At 63.4% G+C, this 23,014-nt stretch carries 17 protein-coding genes; 6 read left to right on the top strand and 11 right to left on the bottom strand.

Annotated elements, in window-relative coordinates:
• The first annotated feature begins 17 nt into the window (after positions 1–17).
• Complete coding sequence (nagE, locus tag HU752_RS06465; protein WP_186680950.1) at positions 18–1,760, top strand: N-acetylglucosamine-specific PTS transporter subunit IIBC; 1,743 nt, start codon at positions 18–20, stop codon at positions 1,758–1,760.
• Here nagE and HU752_RS06460 read toward each other — a convergent pair.
• Together HU752_RS06460 and purL are read right to left on the bottom strand one after the other, a co-directional pair.
• Positions 1,699–2,010, bottom strand: coding sequence for a YqfO family protein (locus tag HU752_RS06460; protein WP_186680952.1), 312 nt, complete (start codon positions 2,008–2,010; stop codon positions 1,699–1,701). The genes nagE and HU752_RS06460 overlap by 62 nt on opposite strands.
• 7 nt (positions 2,011–2,017) lie before the next feature.
• On the bottom strand, positions 2,018–5,914 hold the full coding sequence (purL, locus tag HU752_RS06455; RefSeq protein WP_186680953.1) for a phosphoribosylformylglycinamidine synthase: 3,897 nt from the start codon (positions 5,912–5,914) through the stop codon (positions 2,018–2,020).
• Between the two features lie 286 nt (positions 5,915–6,200).
• On the opposite strand from purL, the gene mltF reads away from it, so the two are divergent.
• Positions 6,201–7,661 (top strand): membrane-bound lytic murein transglycosylase MltF, encoded by a 1,461-nt coding sequence (gene mltF / locus HU752_RS06450; protein WP_186680955.1) that lies wholly within the window; start codon positions 6,201–6,203, stop codon positions 7,659–7,661.
• A 256-nt stretch (positions 7,662–7,917) separates the two neighbouring features.
• On the opposite strand, the gene pdxJ is transcribed toward mltF, so the two are convergent.
• The 9 genes from pdxJ to lptF all read right to left on the bottom strand — a co-directional run bounded on the left by pdxJ (position 7,918) and on the right by lptF (position 16,733).
• Positions 7,918–8,664, bottom strand: a complete 747-nt coding sequence (gene pdxJ, locus HU752_RS06445) for a pyridoxine 5'-phosphate synthase (protein ID WP_186680957.1) — start codon at positions 8,662–8,664, stop codon at positions 7,918–7,920.
• Between the two features lie 103 nt (positions 8,665–8,767).
• A complete protein-coding gene (gene recO / locus HU752_RS06440; RefSeq protein ID WP_186680959.1) occupies positions 8,768–9,457 on the bottom strand; it encodes a DNA repair protein RecO in 690 nt (229 codons plus the stop codon).
• Between the two features lie 249 nt (positions 9,458–9,706).
• Positions 9,707–10,609 (bottom strand): GTPase Era, encoded by a 903-nt coding sequence (gene era / locus HU752_RS06435; protein ID WP_186680960.1) that lies wholly within the window; start codon positions 10,607–10,609, stop codon positions 9,707–9,709.
• Entirely contained in the window at positions 10,602–11,291 is a 690-nt protein-coding gene (gene rnc, locus HU752_RS06430; RefSeq protein ID WP_054059217.1) for a ribonuclease III, read from the bottom strand. Before rnc ends, era begins: the two co-directional genes overlap by 8 nt.
• Positions 11,288–11,665 carry a DUF4845 domain-containing protein gene (locus tag HU752_RS06425; protein WP_186680962.1) on the bottom strand — a complete coding sequence of 126 codons (378 nt, stop codon included), beginning with the start codon at positions 11,663–11,665 and terminating at the stop codon, positions 11,288–11,290. The genes rnc and HU752_RS06425 overlap by 4 nt, the downstream gene beginning before the upstream one ends.
• A 66-nt stretch (positions 11,666–11,731) precedes the next feature.
• A complete protein-coding gene (lepB, locus tag HU752_RS06420; protein WP_186680963.1) occupies positions 11,732–12,586 on the bottom strand; it encodes a signal peptidase I in 855 nt (284 codons plus the stop codon).
• A 5-nt stretch (positions 12,587–12,591) separates the two neighbouring features.
• A complete protein-coding gene (gene lepA, locus HU752_RS06415) occupies positions 12,592–14,391 on the bottom strand; it encodes a translation elongation factor 4 (protein ID WP_186680965.1) in 1,800 nt (599 codons plus the stop codon).
• Positions 14,392–14,560: 169 nt separating this feature from the next.
• Positions 14,561–15,622 carry an LPS export ABC transporter permease LptG gene (gene lptG, locus HU752_RS06410; protein ID WP_186680967.1) on the bottom strand — a complete coding sequence of 354 codons (1,062 nt, stop codon included), beginning with the start codon at positions 15,620–15,622 and terminating at the stop codon, positions 14,561–14,563.
• The gene (lptF, locus tag HU752_RS06405; protein ID WP_186680969.1) at positions 15,615–16,733 is read right to left on the bottom strand and encodes an LPS export ABC transporter permease LptF; all 1,119 of its coding nucleotides are present in this window, start codon (positions 16,731–16,733) and stop codon (positions 15,615–15,617) included. The genes lptG and lptF overlap by 8 nt, the downstream gene beginning before the upstream one ends.
• 279 nt (positions 16,734–17,012) lie before the next feature.
• Here lptF and HU752_RS06400 point away from each other — a divergent pair, with 279 nt between their 5' ends.
• The 4 genes from HU752_RS06400 (at position 17,013) to HU752_RS06385 (ending at position 22,693) form a co-directional block, all read left to right on the top strand.
• A complete protein-coding gene (locus HU752_RS06400; RefSeq protein ID WP_186680971.1) occupies positions 17,013–18,503 on the top strand; it encodes a leucyl aminopeptidase in 1,491 nt (496 codons plus the stop codon).
• Positions 18,504–18,560: 57 nt separating this feature from the next.
• Complete coding sequence (locus tag HU752_RS06395) at positions 18,561–18,989, top strand: DNA polymerase III subunit chi (protein WP_186680974.1); 429 nt, start codon at positions 18,561–18,563, stop codon at positions 18,987–18,989.
• Between the two features lie 8 nt (positions 18,990–18,997).
• Positions 18,998–19,480, top strand: a complete 483-nt coding sequence (locus HU752_RS06390; RefSeq protein WP_186680976.1) for a DNA polymerase III subunit chi — start codon at positions 18,998–19,000, stop codon at positions 19,478–19,480.
• Positions 19,481–19,846: 366 nt separating this feature from the next.
• Positions 19,847–22,693: a valine--tRNA ligase gene (locus tag HU752_RS06385; protein ID WP_186680978.1), complete on the top strand. Its 2,847-nt coding sequence runs from the start codon at positions 19,847–19,849 to the stop codon at positions 22,691–22,693.
• Positions 22,694–23,014 lie beyond the last annotated feature (321 nt).

Genomic DNA, 23,014 nt, shown 5'->3' with positions numbered 1-23,014 from the left:
CAATAAGGAGAGCCACCATGTACCAGCTTTTTATCGAAGGCCTGCAACGCCTCGGCCGGGCCCTGATGCTGCCCATCGCCATCCTGCCGATCGCCGGCCTGCTGCTGCGCCTGGGTGACGCCGACCTGCTGAACATTGCAATCATCCACGATGCCGGCAATGCCATTTTCAGCAACCTGGCGCTGATCTTCGCCATCGGCATCGCTGTCGGCTTTGCCCGCGACAACAACGGTACCGCCGGGCTGGCGGGGGTCATCGGCTACCTGGTGCTGGTGGCCACGCTGAAGGTCATCGATGCCGAGATCAACATGGGCATGCTCGCGGGGATCATCAGCGGCCTGCTGGGCGGCGCGCTGTACAACCGCTTCAAGGACATCAAGCTGCCCGAATACCTGGCCTTCTTCGGCGGCCGGCGCTTCGTGCCGATCGTCACCGGGTTTTCCGCGGTCGGCCTGGGGCTGGTGTTCGGCCTGATCTGGCCGCCGATCCAGCATGCCATCAACAGCCTGGGGCTGATGATGGTCGAGAGCGGCAGCATCGGCGCGTTCATCTTCGGCGTGTTCAACCGCCTGCTGATCGTCACCGGCCTGCACCACATCCTCAACAACATGATGTGGTTCGTCTTCGGCAGCTTCACCGACCCGGACACCGGCCGGGTCGTCACCGGCGACCTGGCACGCTATTTCGCCGGCGACCCCAAGGCCGGACAGTTCATGACCGGCATGTTCCCGGTCATGGTCTTCGGCCTGCCCGCCGCCTGCCTGGCGATGTATCGCAATGCGCGCCCCGAGCGCCGCAAGCTGATGGGCGGCATCCTGCTGTCGATGGCGTTGACCTCGTTCCTGACCGGCGTGACCGAACCCATCGAATTCGCCTTCATGTTTCTCGCGCCACTGCTCTATGTGGTTCATGCCCTGCTGACCGGGCTGTCGATGGCGATCACCAACCTGCTGGACATCCACCTCGGCTTCACCTTTTCCGGCGGTGCCATCGACATGGCCCTGGGCTGGGGCAAGTCCACCAACGGCTGGTGGGTGCTGCCGGTGGGACTGGCCTACGCGCTGATCTACTACGCGGTGTTCGACTTCTGCATCCGTCGTTTCGACCTGAAGACGCCCGGGCGTGAGGCCACCACCACTCCGGCTGCCACGCCGGTGCTCGACGGCAATCAGCGAGCGGCAGCCTACATCCGTGCCCTGGGCGGTGCCGCCAACCTGCTGACGGTCGGAGCCTGCACCACCCGGCTGCGCCTGGAGCTGCAGGATCGTGACAAGGCGCAGGACAGTGAGCTCAAGGAGCTGGGCGCCCTGGCCGTGGTACGGCCCGGCCAGGGCGGCAGCCTGCAGGTGGTGGTCGGTCCCCTGGCCGACAGCATCGCCGACGAAATCCGCCTGGCGCTACCGGATACCATCGCGAATACGCCGACAGCCGTTCAGCCCGTCGTAGTGGAGACGAGCACGATCCGCACCGGCCAGTTGCAACAATGGCTGGAAGCATTGGGAGGCCGGGACAATGTGCTGGCACTGGACTGTGTCGCCCAGACGCGGCTGCGGGTACAACTGAAGGATGTGGACAGGTTGTCCGAGGTGCAACTCGGTGCTCTCGGTTGCAAGGGCATCAGCCCATTGGCGGGCGGTGCCTGGCACCTGCTGGTCGGCATGCACGCCGAGGGGATCGGCGAGGCCTTGCGGGCAACGCTCAGAAGTCGGCCAGACGCCAGACCTCATACGCCGGCGTTTCGTAGGGATGGCTCTGCTTGAGCGCCAGCACGACTGCCGCGATCAGTGAATCGTCGACGACCAGCTCGACCTTCCACTCCTGCACCTGCTCGACCGCGCCAGTCTGCCCGAGGAACGGCTGGCTGCCGTCCAACGGGCGAAACTGGCCCTGGCCCAGCACCTGCCATGCGCAGTGATCATAGGTGCCGATTCGACCGCCACCGGCGGCGAATACGGCATTCTTGACCTGCTCCACATGGCTGGGTGGAACGAAGAAGGCGAGCTTGTACATCGCCGGATCAGTTCACCCAGACGCGCGCGTTGCGGAACATGCGCATCCACGGTGCATCTTCGCTCCAGTCGTCCGAACGCCAGGAGTTCTGCACGGCACGGAACACCCGCTCAGGGTGCGGCATCATGATCATGACGCGACCGTCACGGCTGGTCAGGCCGGTGATCCCGCGCGGCGAGCCGTTCGGGTTGGCCGGGTAGGTCTCGGTGACCTTGCCGTGGTTGTCGACATAACGCATGGCCACGCAACCGGACAGGTCGGCCTGCAGCAGCGCTTCCTCGCTTTCGAACTCGGCATAACCTTCGCCGTGGGCGATCGCGATCGGCATGCGCGAACCGGCCATGCCCTGCAGGAAGATCGAGTTCGACTCCTGGATCTGCACCATCGCCACCCGCGCCTCGAACTGCTCGGAGCGGTTGCGGACGAAGTGCGGCCAGAACTCGCTGCCCGGAATCAGTTCGTGCAGGTTGGACATCATCTGGCAACCGTTGCACACGCCGAGGGCGAAGCTGTCGTTGCGCTCGAAGAAGCCCTGGAAGGCGTCACGGGCACGGCTGTTGAACAGCGCCGACTTGGCCCAGCCTTCACCGGCACCCAGCACGTCACCGTAGGAGAAGCCGCCGCAGGCGACCAGGCCCTTGAACTCGTTCAGATCGACACGACCGGCGAGGATATCGCTCATGTGCACGTCGATGGCGCTGAAGCCGGCACGGTCGAACGCCGCCGCCATTTCCACCTGGCCGTTGACGCCCTGCTCGCGCAGTACCGCCACCTGAGGACGAATGCCCTTCTTGATGTACGGGGCGGCAACATCCTCGTTGACGTCGAAGCTGGTCTTGTAGCTCAGGCCCGGGTTGCCTTCGTCGAGCAGGACGTCGAATTCCTGGTCGGCGCAGTTGGCATTGTCGCGCAGGCGCTGGATGCGGTAGCTGGTTTCCGCCCACTGGCGTTGCAGCAGACGGCGCTCGCCGGTGAACACGCTTTCACCGTTGAAGCTGATGCTGATTTCGCCGTTGTTCAACGGCTGGCCGATCACCGAGACACACTCGCCCAGGCCGGCGGCGCTGAACTGTGCCAGGACTTCGGCGGTGGCGTCCTGGCGGACCTGGATCACCGCACCCAGTTCTTCGTTGAACAGGATGGCCGAGATGTCCGCAGCGGTTTCCGCCACGCCATCGAGGTTCAGGTTGAGGCCGCAGTGGCCGGCGAAGGCCATCTCCACGGCGCTGACCAGCAGGCCGCCATCGGAACGGTCGTGGTAGGCCAGCAGGTGACCGTCGGCGTTGAGGCCCTGGATCACCGCGAAGAAGGCCTTCAGGTCTTCGGCGTCATCGACGTCCGGAGCCTGCTTGCCGAGCTTGCCGTGCACCTGGGCGAGAATCGACGCGCCCATGCGGTTCTGCCCACGACCCAGGTCGATCAGGATCAGGTCGGTGGTGCCCTTGTCCATGCGCAGCTCTGGCGTCAGGGTCTTGCGAATGTCGGTGACAGGCGCGAAACCGGTCACGATCAGCGACAGCGGCGAGGTCACGCTCTTGTCGACGCCGTCATCCTTCCAGCGGGTGGCCATGGACATGGAGTCCTTGCCGACCGGAATGGTGATGCCCAACTCGGGGCACAGCTCCATGCCGACCGCTTTCACGGTGTCATACAGGCGGGCGTCTTCGCCCGGATGGCCGGCAGCGGACATCCAGTTGGCCGACAGCTTGATGTCGGAAATCTTGCCGATACGCGAGGCCGCCAGGTTGGTCAGGGTCTCGCCGATCGCCATGCGGCCGGACGCCGGGGCATCCAGCAGGGCCAGCGGCGTGCGCTCGCCCATCGCCATGGCTTCACCGGTGTAGACGTCGAAGCTGGTGGCGGTGACGGCCACGTCGGCGACCGGAACCTGCCATGGGCCGACCATCTGGTCGCGGGCCACCAGGCCGGTGATGGTACGGTCGCCGATGGTGATCAGGAAGCTCTTGCTGGCCACGGCCGGATGGTGCAGGACGCGTTCGATGCTGTCGGCGAGCGCCAGGCTGCTCGGGTCGAAATCATCGCCCAGCTCCTCTTCGCGCTTGACCGAACGGTGCATGCGTGGCGGCTTGCCCAGCAGCACTTCGAGCGGCATGTCCACCGGGCTGTTGCCAAAGTGGCTGTCGGTGACGGTCAGTTGCGGTTCGGCAGTGGCTTCGCCGACCACGGCGAACGGGCAGCGTTCGCGTTCGCAGATCGCCTTGAAGCGCTCGAAGTCGGCCGCGTCGACCGCCAGTACGTAGCGTTCCTGGGATTCGTTGCTCCAGATTTCGTGCGGGGCCATGCCCGGCTCGTCGTTGGGCACGTTGCGCAGTTCGAAGCGGCCACCGCGGTCGCCGTCGTTGACCAGTTCCGGGAAGGCGTTGGACAGACCACCTGCACCCACGTCGTGGATGAAGCTGATCGGGTTCTTGTCACCCAGCTGCCAGCAGCGGTCGATCACTTCCTGGCAACGACGTTCCATTTCCGGGTTTTCACGCTGTACCGAAGCGAAGTCCAGGTCAGCCGAGCTGGTGCCGGTGGCCATCGACGAGGCCGCACCGCCACCGAGGCCGATCAGCATCGCCGGGCCGCCGAGCACGATCAGCTTGGAACCGACGCTGATTTCGCCTTTCTGCACGTGTTCGGCACGGATGTTACCCATGCCGCCGGCGAGCATGATCGGCTTGTGGTAGCCGCGCACTTCTTCGCCGTGCGGCGTGTTGATGGACTGCTCGAAGGTACGGAAGTAGCCGGTCAGGGCCGGACGACCGAACTCGTTGTTGAACGCGGCGCCGCCCAGCGGGCCCTCGATCATGATGTCCAGGGCGTTGACGATGCGCTCGGGCTTGCCATACGGCACTTCCCAAGGCTGTTCGAAGCCCGGGATCTGCAGGTTGGACACGGTGAAACCGGTGAGACCGGCCTTCGGCTTGGCACCACGGCCGGTGGCGCCTTCGTCGCGGATCTCGCCACCGGAACCGGTCGACGCGCCGGGGAACGGGGCGATCGCGGTCGGGTGGTTGTGGGTCTCGACCTTCATCAGGATGTGTACCGGCTCCTGCACCGCGCCGTACTGGCGGGTCTCGGGGTCCGGGAAGAAGCGGCCGGCAACGTTGCCGACGATCACCGAGGCATTGTCCTTGTAGGCCGACAGGACACCCTCGTTGTGCATCTGGTAGGTGTTCTTGATCATGCCGAACAGGCTTTTTTCCTGGCTCTCGCCGTCGATGTCCCAACTGGCGTTGAAGATCTTGTGACGGCAGTGCTCGGAGTTGGCCTGGGCGAACATCATCAGCTCGATGTCATGCGGGTTGCGCGCAAGACCGGTGAAGGCGTTCATCAGGTAGTCGATTTCGTCTTCGGCCAGGGCCAGGCCCAGCTCGACGTTGGCTTTCTCCAGCGCGGCGCGACCGCCACCGAGGATATCGACTGCGGTCAGCGGCTTCGGCTCGGCATGACTGAACAGGCCAGCGGCCTGCTCCAGGCTGCCCAGGACGATCTGGGTCATGCGGTCATGCAGGGCGGCGGCGACCTGCTCGGCCTCCGCCTCGCTGAACTGGCCGGCCACGTAGAACGCGATACCGCGCTCGATACGCTGGATTTTCCCCAGGCCGCAGTTGCGGGCGATGTCACTGGCCTTGCTCGACCAGGGCGAAATGGTGCCGAAACGCGGCAACACCAGGAACAGACGACCGCTTGGCTCCTGAACCGGCACGCTCGGGCCGTATTTCAGAAGACGGGCCAGCACTTGCTGTTCGTCGCCGGTCAGGTCGCCGGTCACTTCGGCGAAGTGGGCGAACTCGGCATACAGGCCACTGACAGCCGGAACTTTCTGGCTCAGTTGCTCGAGAAGTTTGCCGTGGCGAAAGGCGGAAAGGGCAGGAGCACCGCGCAGGATCAACATCTTCGGGACAGCCTCGGGAAGGGGGTGTGCTTTGAGGCCGTGCATTCTAGCCTAAACCGCCCGCGACGGCACCCGAAACGGCATCCTCGCGCAGGCCGGATGTCGATTCGGGCCTGGCTGCTTATTATTAATAGGCATCAAGGACATTCAGTACGGTGATTTTTGCACCGTCGCCCGGCCGCAACCGCCCATTCCAGCGGCCTGCAGCCCGACCCGGAATTCGCTAGCAGACCGGCACCTTTCTGTCGAGATATGGCGGCCGAGGTCCTTTGCGTATACTGCGCACATGTTTTCCCAAACTGCTTTCCGCCAGCGCTGCGCCAAGTGGCTCATCGCAACCGGACTCTTCCTGATGCTCGGCGCCTGTGTTGAGAAACCCAGCACGCTCGAGCGCGTAAAGGAGGACGGTGTGCTGCGCGTGATCACCCGCAACAGTCCGGCCACCTATTTCCAGGATCGCAACGGCGAAACCGGTTTCGAATACGAACTGGTCAAGCGTTTTGCCGATGACCTGGGGGTCAAGCTCGAGATCGAAACGGCGGACAACCTCGACGACCTGTTCAGCCAGCTGGGCAAGCCCAACGGCCCGGTCCTCGCGGCGGCGGGCCTGGTCGGCAGCGACGAACGCAAGCAACAGGCGCGCTTCTCCCATCCGTACCTGGAAGTCACCCCACAGGTCATCTACCGCAATGGCCAGCCACGCCCTACTACACCGGCGGACCTGGCGGGCAAGCGCATCACGGTTTTGAAGGGCAGCACCCACGCCGAACAGCTGGCCGAGCTGAAAAAGCAGAATCCCGCAATAGAATACGAAGAGTCCGACGCCGTCGAAGTCGTCGACCTGCTGCGCATGGTCGACGAGGGCCAGATCGACCTGACGCTGGTGGACTCCAACGAAGTGGCGATGAACCAGGTCTACTTTCCCAACGTGCGGGTCGCCTTCGACCTCGGTGATGCCCGCAACCAGCGCTGGGCCGTGGCCCCCGGGGAAGACAACAGCCTGCTCAACGAGATCAACGCCTACCTCGACAAGGTGCAGAAGAACGGCACCCTGCAACGGCTGAAGGATCGCTACTACGGGCACGTCGACGTCCTCGGCTATGTCGGCGCCTACACCTTCGCCCAACACCTGCAGCAGCGCCTGCCCAAATACGAGAAACACTTCCAGGCCGCGGCCAAGGAAGAAAAGGTCGACTGGCGCCTGCTGGCCGCCATCGGCTACCAGGAATCGCTGTGGCAGCCGGACGTCACCTCCAAGACCGGCGTGCGCGGCCTGATGATGCTGACCCAGAACACCGCCCAGGCCATGGGCGTGTCCAACCGCCTGGATGCCCGGCAGAGCATCAGCGGTGGCGCCAAGTACCTGGCCTACATGAAGGACCAGCTCGATGAAAAGATCGAGGAACCGGATCGCACCTGGTTCGCCCTGGCGGCCTACAACGTCGGCAGCGGCCACCTCGACGACGCGCGCAAGCTCGCCGAAAACGAAGGCCTGAACCCGAACAAGTGGCTGGATGTGAAGAAGATGCTGCCGCGCCTGTCGCAGAAGCAGTGGTACCGCAAGACCCGCTACGGTTATGCCCGCGGTGGCGAACCGGTGCATTTCGTCGCCAACATCCGCCGCTACTACGACATCCTGACCTGGGTGACCCAGCCGCAGCTCGAAGGCAGCCAGGTCGCCGAGGGCGTGCTGCACATACCGGGCGTGGACAAGACCAAGCCGACCGAGCAGCCTTCGCAGCTTTGAATGCGAGCGTGACGCGAAGCGGCACTGGATGCATTCCCACGCAGAGCGTGGGAACGATCAATTGCCGAGCGCGGGAACGATCAATTGCCGAGCCTGGGAACGATCAGTCGCCGAGCGCGGGAACGATCAGTCGCAGAGCGCAGGAACGATCAATCGCCGGGCGCGGGAACGATCAAGGTAGGGAGTGAAGAGGTCGAAGATCGTTCCCACGCTCGGCGTGGGAACGCCTCACAGGACGCTTCGCGTCCGAGCTGACTCAGGCCTTGGCCGCAGCCGCCAGAATCAAGGCCTTCATTTCCGCCACGGCGCCCTTGAAACCGACGAACAACGCATGGGCCACCAGCGCATGACCGATGTTCAGCTCGTTGATGCCTGGAATCGCCGCGACCGCCTCGACATTGTGGTAATGCAGGCCGTGCCCGGCATTGACGATCAGCCCCTGGGCCACGCCAAACGCCACGCCATCGGCGATACGCTTCAGCTCCTCGGCGACCTCGGCCGGGGTCTCGGCGTCGGCATAACGCCCGGTGTGCAACTCGATCGCTGGCGCGCCAACCTGCTTGGCCGCAGCGATCTGCCGCTCATCGGCATCGATGAACAGCGACACTTCGCTGCCGATCCGACTCAGGCGCTCGACCGCTGCCTGGATCCGTTCGATCTGGCCGGCCACGTCCAGGCCGCCTTCGGTGGTCAGCTCCTGGCGGGTCTCCGGCACCAGGCAGATGTGCGCCGGACGGATGCGCTCGGCGAACGCCATCATCTCCTCGGTCACGCCCATTTCGAAGTTCATGCGGGTTTGCAGCACATCCTTGAGCAGCAGCACGTCACGCTCCTGGATATGCCGGCGGTCTTCGCGCAGGTGCACGGTGATGCCATCGGCTCCGGCCTCCTCGGCGTCCAGCGCGGCCTTGACCGGGTCAGGATAACGGGTACCCCGGGCCTGGCGCAGGGTGGCAACGTGGTCGATGTTCACGCCGAGAAGAATGCGGGTGCTGGTGCTCACGGAGAGGCTCCTGAAGAGTTGAAGATTCACCCCACAGCATACACGGGACGCAGGCCTCCCCGTTCAGTTCCATCGATCAAATTAGTGGCGGCGCCCTGCCCGCTCAGGGCTTGCGGAACAACTCGCGACTGACCAGTGGCTTGCCGCCCAGGTGCACCGCAAGTGCCTGGCGCATCAGGCGCTTGGCCGCCGACAAGGCGCCGACCGCGCTCCAGTCGGCCTCGGCCATCGCCAGCAGCTCGCGCCCCTGGAACAGCCCGGGCTGCAGCAGATAGACACGCTCCAGGCCGGCATCGACCTGCAGTCGGTACATGCCATCCGCTGCCAGCGGCTCGCCATGGATGTCCACGTTCAGGGCAAAGCCATAACCGAGATCATCCAGCAGCCGCCACTCGAATGAACGCAACAGCGGTTCCAGCGGCCGCCCCTCGGCCAGGGCCAGCAGGGTCAAGGCGTAATGCTCGAACAGCGCCGGGTGTGGGTCTTCTGCCGGCAGCAGGCGAATCAGCAACTCGTTGAGATACAGGCCGCTGAACAGTGCATCGCCGCTCAGCCAGACCGCCACCCCGGCACTTTCCATGCGCCCGACGTTCTTCAGTTCACTCCGGCCACGGAACTCCACTTCCAGCGGCACGAACGGCCGCGCCAGGGTTCCGGCCTTGCCACGGGCATTGCGCAACACCGCGCGCAGCCGGCCCTGGGGCGTGATGAAATCGACCAGGGCGCTGTTTTCGCGATAGGCACGTGAGTGCAGGACGTAGGCCGGTTGGCCGGGAGGCGGTTGGGCGGACATCGGTCTGTGAATGTCTCTGGAAGATGGGCGTGCAGATAAGGGTGGATACAGCTCATTGTAGTGAGCGGGCTTGTCGGGACGCCGCACCGCCGCGCTCGGCTGCAAAGCAGCCGCAAAACCCTGTTTCAGGTTCTGCCTGGCATACCGTCTACCCAGGCTTCGGGGCCGCTTTACGCCGCAGAGCGGCGTTCCGACAAGCCCGCTCGCCACAACAAGCCCGCCCCCCACACACAGGAGAGGGGCGCGCCTTTAGAGGTCGCCGTAGCCCAGCGAACGCAGGGCACGCTCGTCATCGGACCAGCCACCCTTGACCTTGACCCACAGGTTGAGCATGACCTTCGAATCGAACAGCAGCTCCATGTCCTTGCGCGCCTCGCTGCCGATGCGCTTGATACGCTCACCCTTGTCGCCAATGATGATCTTCTTCTGGCCATCACGTTCAACGAGGATCAGCGCATGAATGTGCAAGGTGGCCCCCTGCTGCTTGAACTCCTCGATTTCCACGGTGATCTGGTAAGGCAGTTCCGCCCCCAGCTGGCGCATGATTTTCTCGCGCACCAGTTCGGCGGCGAGGAAACGGCTGCTGCGGTCGGTGATCTGGTCTTCCGGGAAGAAGTGTTCGTTTTCCGGCAGGTGCTGGGCGATCAGGCCTTCCAGGGTATCGAGGTTGTGCCCCTGCTGCGCGGAGATCGGCACGATCTGCGCTTTAGGCAACTGCTCCTGCAACCAGGTCAGGTGCGGCATCAGCTCGGCCTTGTCCTCGATCCGGTCGGTCTTGTTCAGGGCGACGATCACCGGGCCCTCGACGTACTGGATACGCTCCAGGACCAGTTGGTCCTCGTCGGTCCAACGAGTGCGATCGACGACGAAGATCACCACATCGACATCTTTCAAGGCCGCCGAGGCGGTCTTGTTCATGTAGCGGTTGAGCGCCTTTTCGTTGCTCTTGTGCATGCCGGGGGTATCGACGTAGATCGCCTGGATCTCGCCTTCGGTCTTGATCCCGAGCATGTTGTGGCGGGTGGTCTGTGGCTTGCGCGAGGTGATCGCCAGCTTTTGTCCGAGGATGTGGTTCAGCAGCGTGGACTTGCCCACGTTCGGCCGGCCAACGATGGCGACATAGCCGCAGCGTGTTGCAGTTGAATCAGTCATTGCCATTCTCCACGCCCAGGGCGATCAGTGCTGAAGCGGCCGCTACCTGCTCGGCAATACGACGGCTGACGCCCTGCCCACGGCTTTTCTCGTTCAAAAGGGTGACTTCGCACTCGACGAAGAAGGTCCGGCAATGCGGCTCACCCTGGATATCCACCACTTCGTAGCGCGGCAGCTCGCAAGCCCGTGATTGCAGGAATTCCTGCAGGCGGGTCTTGGGGTCCTTGTTGGTGTCGACCAGCGTCAGGCTGTCGAACTCCGAGGCCAGCCAGGCCAACACGCGCTCGCGTGCCACTTCGATGCCAGCATCCAGGTAGATCGCACCGATCAATGCCTCGAGGGCGTCGGCCAGGATCGACTCACGGCGGAAACCACCGCTTTTCAGCTCGCCGGAGCCCAGGCGCAGGTAGTCGCCCAGCTCGAAACCACGAGCCAGTACGGCCAGTGTTTCACCTTTTACCAGGCGTGCGCGCAAACGCGACAACTGGCCTTCACGGGCCTGTGGAAAACGCTCGAACAGCGCCTCGCCGGCCACGAAGTTGAGGATCGCATCGCCCAGGAACTCCAGGCGCTCGTTGTTGCGCCCGGCGAAGCTGCGGTGTGTCAGGGCCAGGAGCATCAGCTCCTGGTCCTTGAAGGTATGGCCGAGCTTGCGCTCGAGACGGCTCAGGGACAGGCTCACGGTTTACCCACGCTGAATTCTTGGTCGAACTTCACCACCAGATCGATATTCTGGATCAGCGCGACACGCTGCTCGTATTTCAGATGGGCAAGAAATCGGCTGCCCTCCACCGTTACGTTTAACGCTTTGTTCAAATCCACATCCTGAATACTGTTGACCTGCATGCCACGGGCAACATGAGTGTAAAAGTCGTTGACGGTGGTCACGCCCGCCGCCTTGTCGGTTTCCACCGACATGATGATTTTCTTCATCGACAGGTTGTCGAGGTAAATCGGGACCAGCTTGAATGCCGTGCTACTGGCGAAGGCCACCAGCGCGAGAGCCAGCAACCAGCCAAAAAACGACAGGCCTTTCTGGGAAGCGGCGGACCGCATAGTCGTTCTCATCGTCTTCAAGTACCTGAAAAGCATTCGGCGCTGTATTCAACAGCGCCGCTTGGGTTACTTGATCAGGCCGACCCGCGAGAAATTCGGCAGGCGGCTGAACTTGGGATCAGGCCAGCTCATCCAGACCGCGAAGGCCTTGCCGACGATATTCTCGTCGGGAACCATGCCCAGCAGTTCCTTGGGAATGTTGGGATCATCCCAGTAGCGGCTGTCGTTGGAGTTGTCGCGGTTGTCGCCCATCATGAAGTAATGGCCGGCCGGAACTTTCCACTCGTGATCAGGCGGTGCGCGATAACGGCCCATTTCCTTGCGGATCAGGTGTTCGACGGCACCCAGCTTCTCTTTATAGAGTTCGGCGCTGCCCAGCATGCCGGGCTCGTTGCCCACCAGTTGCTCGGCCACCGACTCACCGTTGACGAACAGCTTCTTGTCGCTGGTGTAGCGCACCGTGTCGCCCGGCAGCCCGACTACACGCTTGATGTAGTTGACGTTCGGATCGCTCGGATAGCGAAACACCATGACATCCCCGCGTTGCGGATCACCCACCGGGATCACCTTCTTGTCGATCACCGGCAGGCGAATCCCGTAGGAGAACTTGTTCACCAGGATGAAGTCGCCAACATCCAGAGTCGGTTTCATCGAGCCCGACGGAATCTGGAACGGCTCGACCAGGAACGAGCGCAGCACCAGCACGATGAACAGCACCGGGAAGAAGGATTTGCCGTACTCGACCAGCAAGGGCTCCTTGTTCAGCTTCTCGACCACGGCCACGTCAGGTTGCGCGACGCTGCCCTGGTAGCTGGCGATTGCCGCACGCCGACGAGGAGCGAGGAAGACCAGATCAAGCAACGCCAACAGACCGCAGACAGCAACGGCAATGACCAGCAACAGCGGGAAATTTAGTGACATAGGACCTAACTATCCAACCTGAGCACCGCAAGGAAGGCTTCCTGTGGAACTTCCACGTTACCTACTTGCTTCATGCGTTTCTTACCGGCCTTCTGCTTCTCCAGCAGCTTGCGCTTACGGCTCACGTCACCACCGTAGCATTTGGCCAGTACGTTCTTTCTGAGCGCCTTGACGGTTGTCCGCGCGATGATCTGGCCACCGATGGCGGCCTGGATCGCAACGTCGAACATCTGACGAGGAATCAGTTCTTTCATCTTCTCGGTCAACGCACGACCTTTGTAGTGCGCGTTGTCCCGATGCACGATCAACGCCAGGGCATCGACCTTGTCACCGTTGATCATCACATCCAGCTTGACCAGGTTGGCCGACTGGTAGCGATCGAAATGATAGTCCAGCGAAGCATAGCCGCGACTGGTGGATTTGAGACGATCGAAGAAGTCCAGGACCACTTCGTTCATCGGCAGGTCATAGGTCACTTGTACCTGCGAGCCGAGGAACAGCATGTCGTGCTGGATCCCGCGTTTCTCGATACACAGTGTAATGACGTTGCCCAGGTGCTCCTGAGGCACAAGGATGTTGGCCCGTACGATCGGCTCGCGCATGTCCTCGATGGAGGACAGGTCCGGCAGCTTGGACGGGTTGTCGACGTAAATGGTTTCACCATTCTTGAGCTTGAGCTCGAAGATTACCGTCGGCGCGGTGGTGATCAGGTCCAGGTCGTACTCGCGCTCCAGGCGCTCCTGGATGATCTCCATGTGGAGCATGCCGAGGAAGCCGCAACGGAAGCCGAAGCCCAGGGCGTCGGAGCTTTCCGGGGTGTACTGCAGCGAGGAATCGTTGAGGGTCAGCTTCTGCAGGGCTTCGCGGAAGTCCTCGAAGTCGTCGGAACTGACCGGGAACAGGCCGGCATAGACCTGCGGCTGGATGCGCTTGAAGCCCGGCAGCACGTCGACGTCAGGCGTCGAGCTGAGGGTCAGGGTGTCACCGACCGGCGCCCCGTGGATGTCCTTGATGCCGGCGATGATGAAGCCCACCTCGCCCGCCTTCAGGTCGGCGGTGGCGGTGTGTTTCGGGTTGAAGACACCGACGCTGTCCACCAGGTGGACCTTGCCGGTCGACTTGACCAGGATCTTGTCGCCTTTCTTCACGCGACCGTGGCGCACGCGCACCAGGGACACGACGCCCAGGTAGTTGTCGAACCAGGAATCGATGATCAGCGCCTGCAGCGGATCCTCGATGTTGCCTTCCGGCGCCGGGATGGTGGTCACCAGGCGCTCGAGCACCTCGTCGACACCCAGGCCGGTCTTGGCGCTGCAGGTGACGGCGTCGGTGGCGTCGATGCCGATGATCTTCTCGATCTCTTCCTTCACCCGCTCCGGCTCGGCCTGCGGCAGGTCGATCTTGTTCAGGACCGGCATGACCTCCAGGCCCTGTTCGATCGCGGTGTAGCAGTTGGCAACGGACTGGGCCTCGACGCCCTGGCCGGCGTCAACCACCAGCAGCGCACCCTCGCAGGCAGCCAGCGAACGGCTGACTTCATAGGTGAAGTCGACGTGGCCCGGGGTATCGATGAAGTTCAGCTGGTAGGTAATGCCGTCTTTGGCCTTGTAGTACAGGGTGACGCTGTGGGCCTTGATGGTGATCCCGCGCTCGCGCTCGAGGTCCATGGAGTCCAGCACCTGTGCTTCCATCTCGCGCTCGGCCAGGCCGCCGCACATCTGGATGAAGCGATCGGCCAGGGTCGACTTGCCATGGTCAATGTGGGCGATGATGGAGAAATTGCGGATATGACTCAAATCACTCACGGGTCAACACTCAAAAAGGTTGCAGGCAGACTGCCCGCCGAAAAATAGCCGGGAATTGTACCTGATGCGCAGCCAAGGCGTCACGTCAACCGGCAGGAGGACAGGTACAAAAAAGCCCCTGCTGGTCGGCAGGGGCTTTTTTCGGGCTTTCCCGGCGTTCGCAGCCCGCTTAGCCAGCGCGTCGCAGCAGCCAGAACCCGGCAATCGCGCAGATCCCCGCCGGTACCAGCACCGCGAACAGCGGCGAGAAGCCGAACACCAGGCTCGACGGGCCGAGCAGGTCCTGGGCGATGCGGAAGGTGAAACCGACCAGCACGCCGGTGAACACCCGCTGGCCCAGCGTCACCGAACGCAGCGGGCCGAAGATGAACGAAATCGCCATCAGTACCAGTGCCGCGGTGACCAGCGGTTGCAGGACCTTGACCCAGAACGCCAGCCAGTAGCGACCATTGGCCAGCCCCTGGTCCGCCAGGTAGTGGATGTAGCCCCACAGGCCACTGATCGACAGCGACTCGGGCACCATGACCACCGTGCTCAGCAGGTTCGGGCTGAGCGACACGCCCCAGGTTTCCTGCGGCGTATTGATGACTTCGGTGTGATCACCACGGAAATGGGTGGTGGTGACGTCCGTCAGGTTCCAGTGATCCTGCTCGAAGCGAGCCAGCTTGGCGAAGCTGGAGGACTGCAGGCGTCGCTGGTCGTCGAACTGGTAGCGGGTCACCCCGTAGAGCAGGCCGTTGGGCTGCACGGCGTTGATATGGATGAACTCGTCACCCTGGCGATGCCACAGGCCGTGCTTGGAGCTTTGGGCGTCCCCCGAGCCCTGAGCCAGGGCACGATCGGCCTGGGCCTTGCTCTCGGTGACCGGCGCCACGTATTCGCCCACCAGCACGCCGACGATCATCAGCACCAGCATCGGCTTCATGACCGCCCAGACAATGCGCCCGACGGACACGCCCGCCGCACGCATGATGGTCAGTTCGCTGTTGCTGGCCAGGCTGCCCAGACCGATCAGGCAACCGATCAGCGCGGCCATCGGCAGCATGTCGTAGACCCGCCGCGGCGCCGTCAGCACCACGAAGCTGAGTACGTCGCCCCAGGTGTAGGTATCGCTGACGTTGCCCATCTCGTCGATGAAGGCGAACAGCGAGGCCAGGCCAAGGATGATCCCGAGCACCGCCAGGATCGCCATGAATACTGCGCTACCGATGTAGCGGTCGAGCTTAACCACGAGCCATCTCCTTCATGCCGCGACGACTCGCCAGCTTCAAACGCAACGGTTCCCAATACAGCAGCGCCAGGCCGATCGCCAGGAACAGCGCATGCACCCACCACAGGCCCAGCACCGGCGACAGCTTGCCCTTCTCCAGGGCACCGCGGGCGGAAATCAGCATGGTCAGGTAGGCCATGTACAGGAGGATCGCCGGCAACAGCTTGAGGAAGCGCCCCTGGCGTGGGTTGACCCGCGACAGCGGCACCGCCATCAGGGTCACGATGAACACCAGCAGCGGCAACGACAGCCTCCATTGCAGTTCGGCTATCGACTTGCGCTCATTGCTGCCCCACAGGTCGCGGGTCGCCAGTGCATCGCGGTCGGTGACCTCGTTGCTGATTTCCGGTTTTTCCATCTGTACGCCGTAGGTGTCGTACTTGATCACGCGATAGTCCGCCTGCCCCGGGCTGCCGTCATAGCGATAGCCATCCTCCAGGACCAGGAAACGGTTGCCATCGGGCTTGACCTCGAGACGGCCGTGATCGGCAACCAGCACCGAGATACCGCGGTCCTTCTTGTCCTGGCCCAGGCGCTTCTCCGAGATGAATACGCCGCCCAGCTGGGAGCGGTCATCGGAGAGCTTTTCGGTGTAGGTGATCCGTGAACCGTCGTTGAGCGCCTGGAAGCGCCCCGGCTCCAGGGTATCGAACTCGGTCAGGGCGTCCTGCTTGTTGAGCACCATCTGGAACTGGTAGGCCCCCTGCGGTGCCAGGGACAGGCTCAGCCAGGCCACCAGCAGCGCCACCAGCAAGGCCGGTGCCATGGTCATGCCGAGCAGGCGCTGCTGGCTCATGCCAGTGGCGGAGAGCACGGTCATCTCGCTTTCCAGATACAGCCGGCCATAGGCCAGCAGAATCCCGAGGAACAGGCCCAGCGGCAGGATCAACTGCAGGAAGCCCGGCAGGCGAAACCCCATGATCAGGAACAGCGAGCCCGGATCCAGGGCGCCCGAGGCGGCCTGGGCGAGGAATTTGACGAAGCGCCCGCTCATGGTGATCACCAGCAGGACGGCGCTGACGGCACTCAATGTAACCAGGACTTCGCGAGACAGATAACGAAAGACGATCAAACCAGACACTCCAGGGTTGTCAGGCTAAGGCGGCCGAACAAGCAAACAGGGCGGTGCGCACTGCGAACCGCCCGAAAGGATGGCGCATTATCCTGTGATTGAACGCCCCTGTCACTGCGCACGCTCAACCACGCACGCAAAGCTGCAACGCAGGGTTGTCAGCAGCGGTCGGCGAGGTTCAAACTGCCGCCTTTGTCGCTTGCGCGCCACAGTGTCGCCAAGCCACCCAGCGCAGAGCCCCGCTGTGCGCCAACTGACCTTTCATTCAGGGACCCAGACATGGAACTGGTTGTAAAAAGCGTTAGCCCGGAAACGTTGAAGACCGCCACCCTGGTAGTCGCCGTCGGCGAAGGCCGCAAGCTCGGCCCTGTCGCACAGAAGCTCGACGAACTGGCGGGCGGCGCCATCGCTGCCATCCTCAAGCGCGGCGACCTGGCCGGCAAGGTCGGCCAGAGCCTGCTGCTGCAGAGCCTGCCGAACCTGAAGGCCGAGCGCGTACTGCTGGTGGGCGTGGGCAAGGACGCCGAACTGGGCGACCGGCCGTTCCGCAAGATCGTCGCCAGCATCCTCGGAACCCTCAAGGGCCTGGGCGGCAGCGATGCCGTGCTCGCCCTCGACGAAGTCGTGGTCAAGGGCCGCGACAGCTATGGCAAGACCCGCCTGCTGGCCGAGAGCCTGCTCGATGGCGAATACAACTTCGACGCCTACAAGAGCCAGAAGGCCGAGCCTCGCGCCCTGAAGAAGATCACCCTGGCGACCATCAAGGCCGCCCAGGCTGAAGTCGAGCGCGCAGTGACCCACGCCAAGGCGATCGCCAGCGGCATGGCCTTCACCCGCGACCTGGGCAACGCACCACCGAACGTCTGCCACCCGAGCTACCTCGCCGAACAGGCCAAGAGCCTGGGCAAGGCGCACAAGGGCCTGAAGGTGGAGATCTTCGACGAGAAGAAGATCAAGGAAATGGGCATGGGCTCGTTCTACGCCGTCGGCCAGGGCAGCGACCAGCCACCACGCCTGATCGTCATGCAGTACAACGGCGGCAAGAAATCCGAGAAGCCATTTGCCCTGGTCGGCAAGGGCATCACCTTCGACACCGGCGGCATCAGCCTCAAGCCAGGCGCCGGCATGGATGAAATGAAGTTCGACATGGGCGGCGCCGCCAGCGTCTTCGGCACCCTGAAGGCCGTGCTGGAACTCAAGCTGCCGATCAACCTGGTGTGCATCCTGGCCTGTGCCGAGAACATGCCGAGCGGCGGCGCGACCCGTCCGGGCGACATCGTCACCACCCTCAGCGGCCAGACCGTGGAGATCCTCAACACCGACGCCGAAGGCCGCCTGGTGCTGTGCGACGCCCTGACCTATTCCGAGCGCTTCAAGCCGCAGGCGGTGATCGACATCGCCACCCTGACCGGCGCCTGCATCGTCGCCCTCGGTTCGCACACCTCGGGCCTGCTGGGCAACAACGACGAGCTGATCGAGCAACTGCTGAGCGCCGGTCGCCAGGCCGATGACCGCGCCTGGCAATTGCCGCTGTTCGACGAATACCAGGAGCAACTGGACAGCCCGTTCGCCGACATCGCCAACATCGGCGGACCGAAGGCCGGCACCATCACCGCCGCGTGCTTCCTGTCGCGCTTCACCAAGAACCTCAACTGGGCCCACCTGGACATCGCCGGTACCGCCTGGATCAGCGGTGGCAAGGACAAGGGCGCCACCGGCCGCCCGGTGCCGCTGCTGACCCAGTACCTGCTGGACCGAGCCAAGGCCTGACCCTGAGCCGGCCGGGTGGCGTGCCGCAACGCCGCCGCCCGGCCGCCTGGACTCCCTATGACCCAAGTCGACTTCTATATTCTCCCGAGCGCAGACCCCATGGCGCGCCTGGACTTCGCCTGCAAGCTGACCGAAAAGGCCTGGCGCCTGGGCCACCGGATCTACCTGCACTGCAGCGACGCCGCGCAACGCGAGGAGCTCGACGCCCGGCTGTGGCGCTTCAAGGGCGAAAGCTTCGTGCCTCATGGCCCGGCCGAAAGCGAGCCGGAAGGCAGCGTGGTGCTTGGCCTGGGCGATGACCCCGGCACTCACCAGGACCTGCTGGTCAACCTGGACAAACGGGTTCCACCGTTTGCCTCACGTTTTACCCGCATCGCGGAAGTCGTGGTGGAAGACCCGGCCATCCGCCAGGCGGCACGGGAGAGTTTCCGCTTCTACCGTGAACAGGGCTATCCTCTGCAAGATCACCGTCTACAGCGACTTTGAGCAATCCGATGGACACTCCAAAACAATCACAAAAGGCCGCTCCCCTGCTGGACGAGCTTGAGTCGATCCGCAAGCTGCTGGGCGACGAAACCCTGCAGCCACCCCTGCTGACCGAAACCGTCACCCCCGAAGGGCAGATTCCGCTGCTGTTCGACATGGTCGGTGGCAAGGCCAAGGTCGAAGTCCAGGCCGAGGCCAGGGTTGAAACCGCGGTACACGCCACGCCCCCCCTCTCACCCGAGACCAGCAAGCCTGTCGCGGCAAAACCCGAGCCGGCGCCCGAGCCCATCGCCAGTGCCCGCGTTACCGTTGCCGAGCCAGCTCACAACAGTAAACAGGATGCCCTGCTACACCTCGACAGCGAATTGCGCGCCGCCGCACAACTGATCATGCAGGATGTGATCGACGACTTCGCCCCGCATATCGAGGCCGAGATCAAGCGCCGCCTGGACGCCCGGATGGAGCGCCTGCTCAGCCAGTACCCGTCCTGACGCGGTAAAACGCCAGCTCCCCGAGTAAAGAAACTCGAAGTCGAGCACCACCTTGTGGCGAGCGGGCTAGCCCGCGTTCGGTCGCGAAGCGGCCGCAAGATCAGGCAACCCGTTTTGCCTGACACTCCGCATAGACCGGTTTCAGGGCCGCTTCGCGCCCCAGCGCGGCGGTGCGGCGTTCCGACAAGCCCGCTCGCCACAAAAGCACTCCGCCCCTACACACCGGCTCACGCCTGGATAGGCGGATTGAGCGCCTATCCAGCCAATATTTTGCAGCACCACCCCTCACCTCGCTCTACGCCCAGCGCCATATCCCCGTTATACTTGCCGGCTTTCCTGAATTAATGCCTAAGGGTCCCGCCGCGCATGGATAAGACCTACCAGCCACACGCCATTGAAACTTCCTGGTACCAGACCTGGGAGTCCGAGAACTACTTCGCCCCGCAAGGTGCGGGCGACGCCTACACCATCATGATCCCGCCGCCGAACGTCACCGGCAGCCTGCACATGGGCCACGGCTTCAACAACGCGATCATGGATGCGCTGATCCGCTTCCGCCGCATGCAGGGCCGCAACACCCTGTGGCAGCCAGGCACCGACCACGCGGGCATCGCCACCCAGATGCTGGTGGAGCGCCAGCTCGAAGCCCAGGGCCAGAACCGCCACGACCTGGGTCGCGAGAAGTTCCTGGAGAAGGTCTGGGAATGGAAGGAGCAATCCGGTGGCAACATCAGCCGGCAGATCCGCCGCCTGGGTTCGTCGGTGGACTGGAGCCGCGAACGCTTCACCATGGACGACGGCCTCTCCGAAGCGGTCAAGGAAGCCTTCGTGCGCCTGCACGAGGACGGCCTGATCTACCGCGGCAAGCGCCTGGTCAACTGGGACACCAAGCTGCACACGGCGATTTCCGACCTCGAAGTGGAAAACCACGACGAGAAGGGTTTCCTGTGGAACCTGCGCTACCCGCTGGCCGACGGCGCCAGGACCGCCGAAGGGCTGGACCACCTGATCGTCGCCACGACCCGTCCGGAAACCATGCTCGGCGACTCCGCCGTCGCGGTGAACCCGAACGACGAGCGCTACAAGGCCCTGATCGGCCAGTTCGTCGAACTGCCGCTGGTTGGCCGTCGCATCCCGATCATCGCCGACGACTACTGCGACCCGGAATTCGGCACCGGCTGCGTGAAGATCACCCCGGCCCACGACTTCAACGACTATGAAGTCGGCAAGCGCCACAACCTGCCGCTGCTGAACATCTTCGACAAGAACGCCAGCGTCCTGCCGGCCTGCCAGGTGTTCAACCTCGACGGTACGCTGAACGAAAGCATCGACGGCAAGATTCCGGCGCCATACGTCGGCCTCGACCGCTTCGAAGCGCGCAAGCAGATCGTCGCCGACTTCGATGCCGCAGGCCTCTTGGTCAGCGTCGACGACCACGCCCTGAAGGTACCGAAGGGCGACCGTTCCGGCACCGTCATCGAGCCCTGGCTGACCGACCAGTGGTACGTGTCGACCAAGCCGCTGGCCGAACCGGCCATCGCCGCCGTGGAAGACGGTCGCATCGCGTTCGTGCCCAAGCAGTACGAAAACATGTACTTCTCCTGGATGCGCGACATCCAGGACTGGTGCATCAGCCGCCAGCTGTGGTGGGGCCACCGGATTCCGGCCTGGTACGACGAGTCGGGCAAGGTCTACGTCGGCCGCGACGAAGCCGAAGTGCGGGCCAAGCACAACCTCGGCGCCGACATTGCGCTGCAACAGGACAACGACGTTCTCGACACCTGGTTCAGTTCGGGCCTGTGGACCTTCTCCACCCTGGGCTGGCCGGAGCAGACCGAGTTCCTCAAGACCTTCCACCCGACCGACGTACTGGTCACCGGCTTCGACATCATTTTCTTCTGGGTCGCCCGGATGATCATGCTGACCATGCACCTGGTGAAGAACGAGGACGGCACCGCGCAGGTTCCGTTCAAGACCGTCTACGTCCACGGCCTGGTTCGTGACGGCCAGGGCCAGAAGATGTCCAAGTCCAAGGGCAACGTCCTCGACCCGCTGGACATCATCGACGGTATCGAGCTGGAAGCGCTGGTACAGAAACGCACCACCGGCCTGATGCAGCCCAAGCTGCAGAAAGCCATCGAGAAGCAGACCCGCGCCGAGTTCGCCGAAGGTATCGCCAGCTACGGCACCGACGCCCTGCGCTTCACCTTCTGCTCGCTGGCTTCCACCGGTCGCGACATCAAGTTCGACATGGGCCGCGTCGAAGGCTACCGCAACTTCTGCAACAAGATCTGGAACGCCGCCCGCTACGTGCTGGACAAGGGCGAGGACTGCGGCCAGAACGGCGAAGCCTACGAGCTGTCGCTGGCAGACCGCTGGATCATCTCGCAGCTGCAGCGCACCGAAGCCGAAGTGACCCGCCAGCTCGACCAGTTCCGTTTCGACCTGGCCGCCCAGGCGCTCTACGAGTTCATCTGGAACCAGTACTGCGACTGGTACCTGGAGCTGTCCAAGCCGGTGCTGTGGGACGAGAACGCCCCAGTCGAACGCCAGCGCGGCACTCGCCGCACCCTGGTGCGCGTGCTGGAAGTGGCCCTGCGCCTGGCGCACCCGTTCATGCCGTTCATCACCGAGGAAATCTGGCAGCGCCTGGCGCCGCTGGTCGGTGCCGAAGGCAAGACCATCATGCTGCAAGCGTGGCCGGTGGCGAACGAGGAGCGCATCGACCCGGCGGCCGAAGGCGACATCGAATGGCTCAAGGGCCTGATGCTCGGCGTCCGTAACATCCGCGCCGAAATGAACATCGGCCCGGGCAAGCCACTGGCACTGTTCCTGAACAACGCCGGTGCCGAAGACCAGCGTCGCCTGAAGGAAAACGAGACCCTGCTGAAGAAGCTGGCCAAGCTCGAATCGATCACCGTGCTGGCTGCCGGCGAGGAAGCACCGTTGTCCGCCACCGCCCTGGTCGGCGAGATGGAAGTGCTGGTGCCGATGGCCGGACTGATCGACAAGGGCGCCGAACTGGCTCGCCTGGACAAGGAGATCCAGCGCCTGCAGGGCGAGGTCCAGCGTGTTGGCGGCAAGCTGTCGAATGCCGCGTTCGTCGACAAGGCGCCAGCCGAAGTCATCGAAAAGGAGCGCGCCAAGCTCGCCGAGGCCGAACAGGCCCTGGGCAAGCTGGCTGAACAGCACGCTCGAATCTCCAGCCTGTAAGGCTGTCGGCGATTGAAAAGGGAGGCCTTCGGGCCTCCTTTTTTGTCCGCGAGGTCACCTGTACACGCCGTGGCAGGCGTTTTTCAAAGCCAGACAGCCCTGCACCCAGGATTGCGCAGGTCCAAAAGAGTGCGCAATTGTTCTAGACTTTCCGCAGCAGAAGCAAAATAAAATCTCGAAAAAACCATTTTATCGAGTATTCCTCTCAAATTTTTCTACAGGCTTGCCATCTTTCACCCCAGTGGTTAGGGTTGGAAGCATGAAAACCTCTCATACCCTCATTCAGCGTCGTCAACACCGCAGTCTCTGCCTCGTCAGCGC

It is taken from the genome of Pseudomonas vanderleydeniana, assembly GCF_014268755.2.
In the GTDB taxonomy this organism is placed as follows: domain Bacteria; phylum Pseudomonadota; class Gammaproteobacteria; order Pseudomonadales; family Pseudomonadaceae; genus Aquipseudomonas; species Aquipseudomonas vanderleydeniana.
Note: the sequence above shows the minus strand (reverse complement) of the source record. Positions and strands in the feature narration are given on the sequence as shown.

Coding starts and splice junctions, on each gene's coding strand:
- nagE (WP_186680950.1), top strand. CDS start 18: ATGTACCAGCTTTTTATCGAAGGCCTGCAACGCCTCGGCCGGGCCCTG.
- HU752_RS06460 (WP_186680952.1), bottom strand. CDS start 2,010: ATGTACAAGCTCGCCTTCTTCGTTCCACCCAGCCATGTGGAGCAGGTC.
- purL (WP_186680953.1), bottom strand. CDS start 5,914: ATGTTGATCCTGCGCGGTGCTCCTGCCCTTTCCGCCTTTCGCCACGGC.
- mltF (WP_186680955.1), top strand. CDS start 6,201: ATGTTTTCCCAAACTGCTTTCCGCCAGCGCTGCGCCAAGTGGCTCATC.
- recO (WP_186680959.1), bottom strand. CDS start 9,457: ATGTCCGCCCAACCGCCTCCCGGCCAACCGGCCTACGTCCTGCACTCA.
- era (WP_186680960.1), bottom strand. CDS start 10,609: ATGACTGATTCAACTGCAACACGCTGCGGCTATGTCGCCATCGTTGGC.
- HU752_RS06425 (WP_186680962.1), bottom strand. CDS start 11,665: ATGCGGTCCGCCGCTTCCCAGAAAGGCCTGTCGTTTTTTGGCTGGTTG.
- lepB (WP_186680963.1), bottom strand. CDS start 12,586: ATGTCACTAAATTTCCCGCTGTTGCTGGTCATTGCCGTTGCTGTCTGC.
- HU752_RS06400 (WP_186680971.1), top strand. CDS start 17,013: ATGGAACTGGTTGTAAAAAGCGTTAGCCCGGAAACGTTGAAGACCGCC.
- HU752_RS06395 (WP_186680974.1), top strand. CDS start 18,561: ATGACCCAAGTCGACTTCTATATTCTCCCGAGCGCAGACCCCATGGCG.
- HU752_RS06390 (WP_186680976.1), top strand. CDS start 18,998: ATGGACACTCCAAAACAATCACAAAAGGCCGCTCCCCTGCTGGACGAG.
- HU752_RS06385 (WP_186680978.1), top strand. CDS start 19,847: ATGGATAAGACCTACCAGCCACACGCCATTGAAACTTCCTGGTACCAG.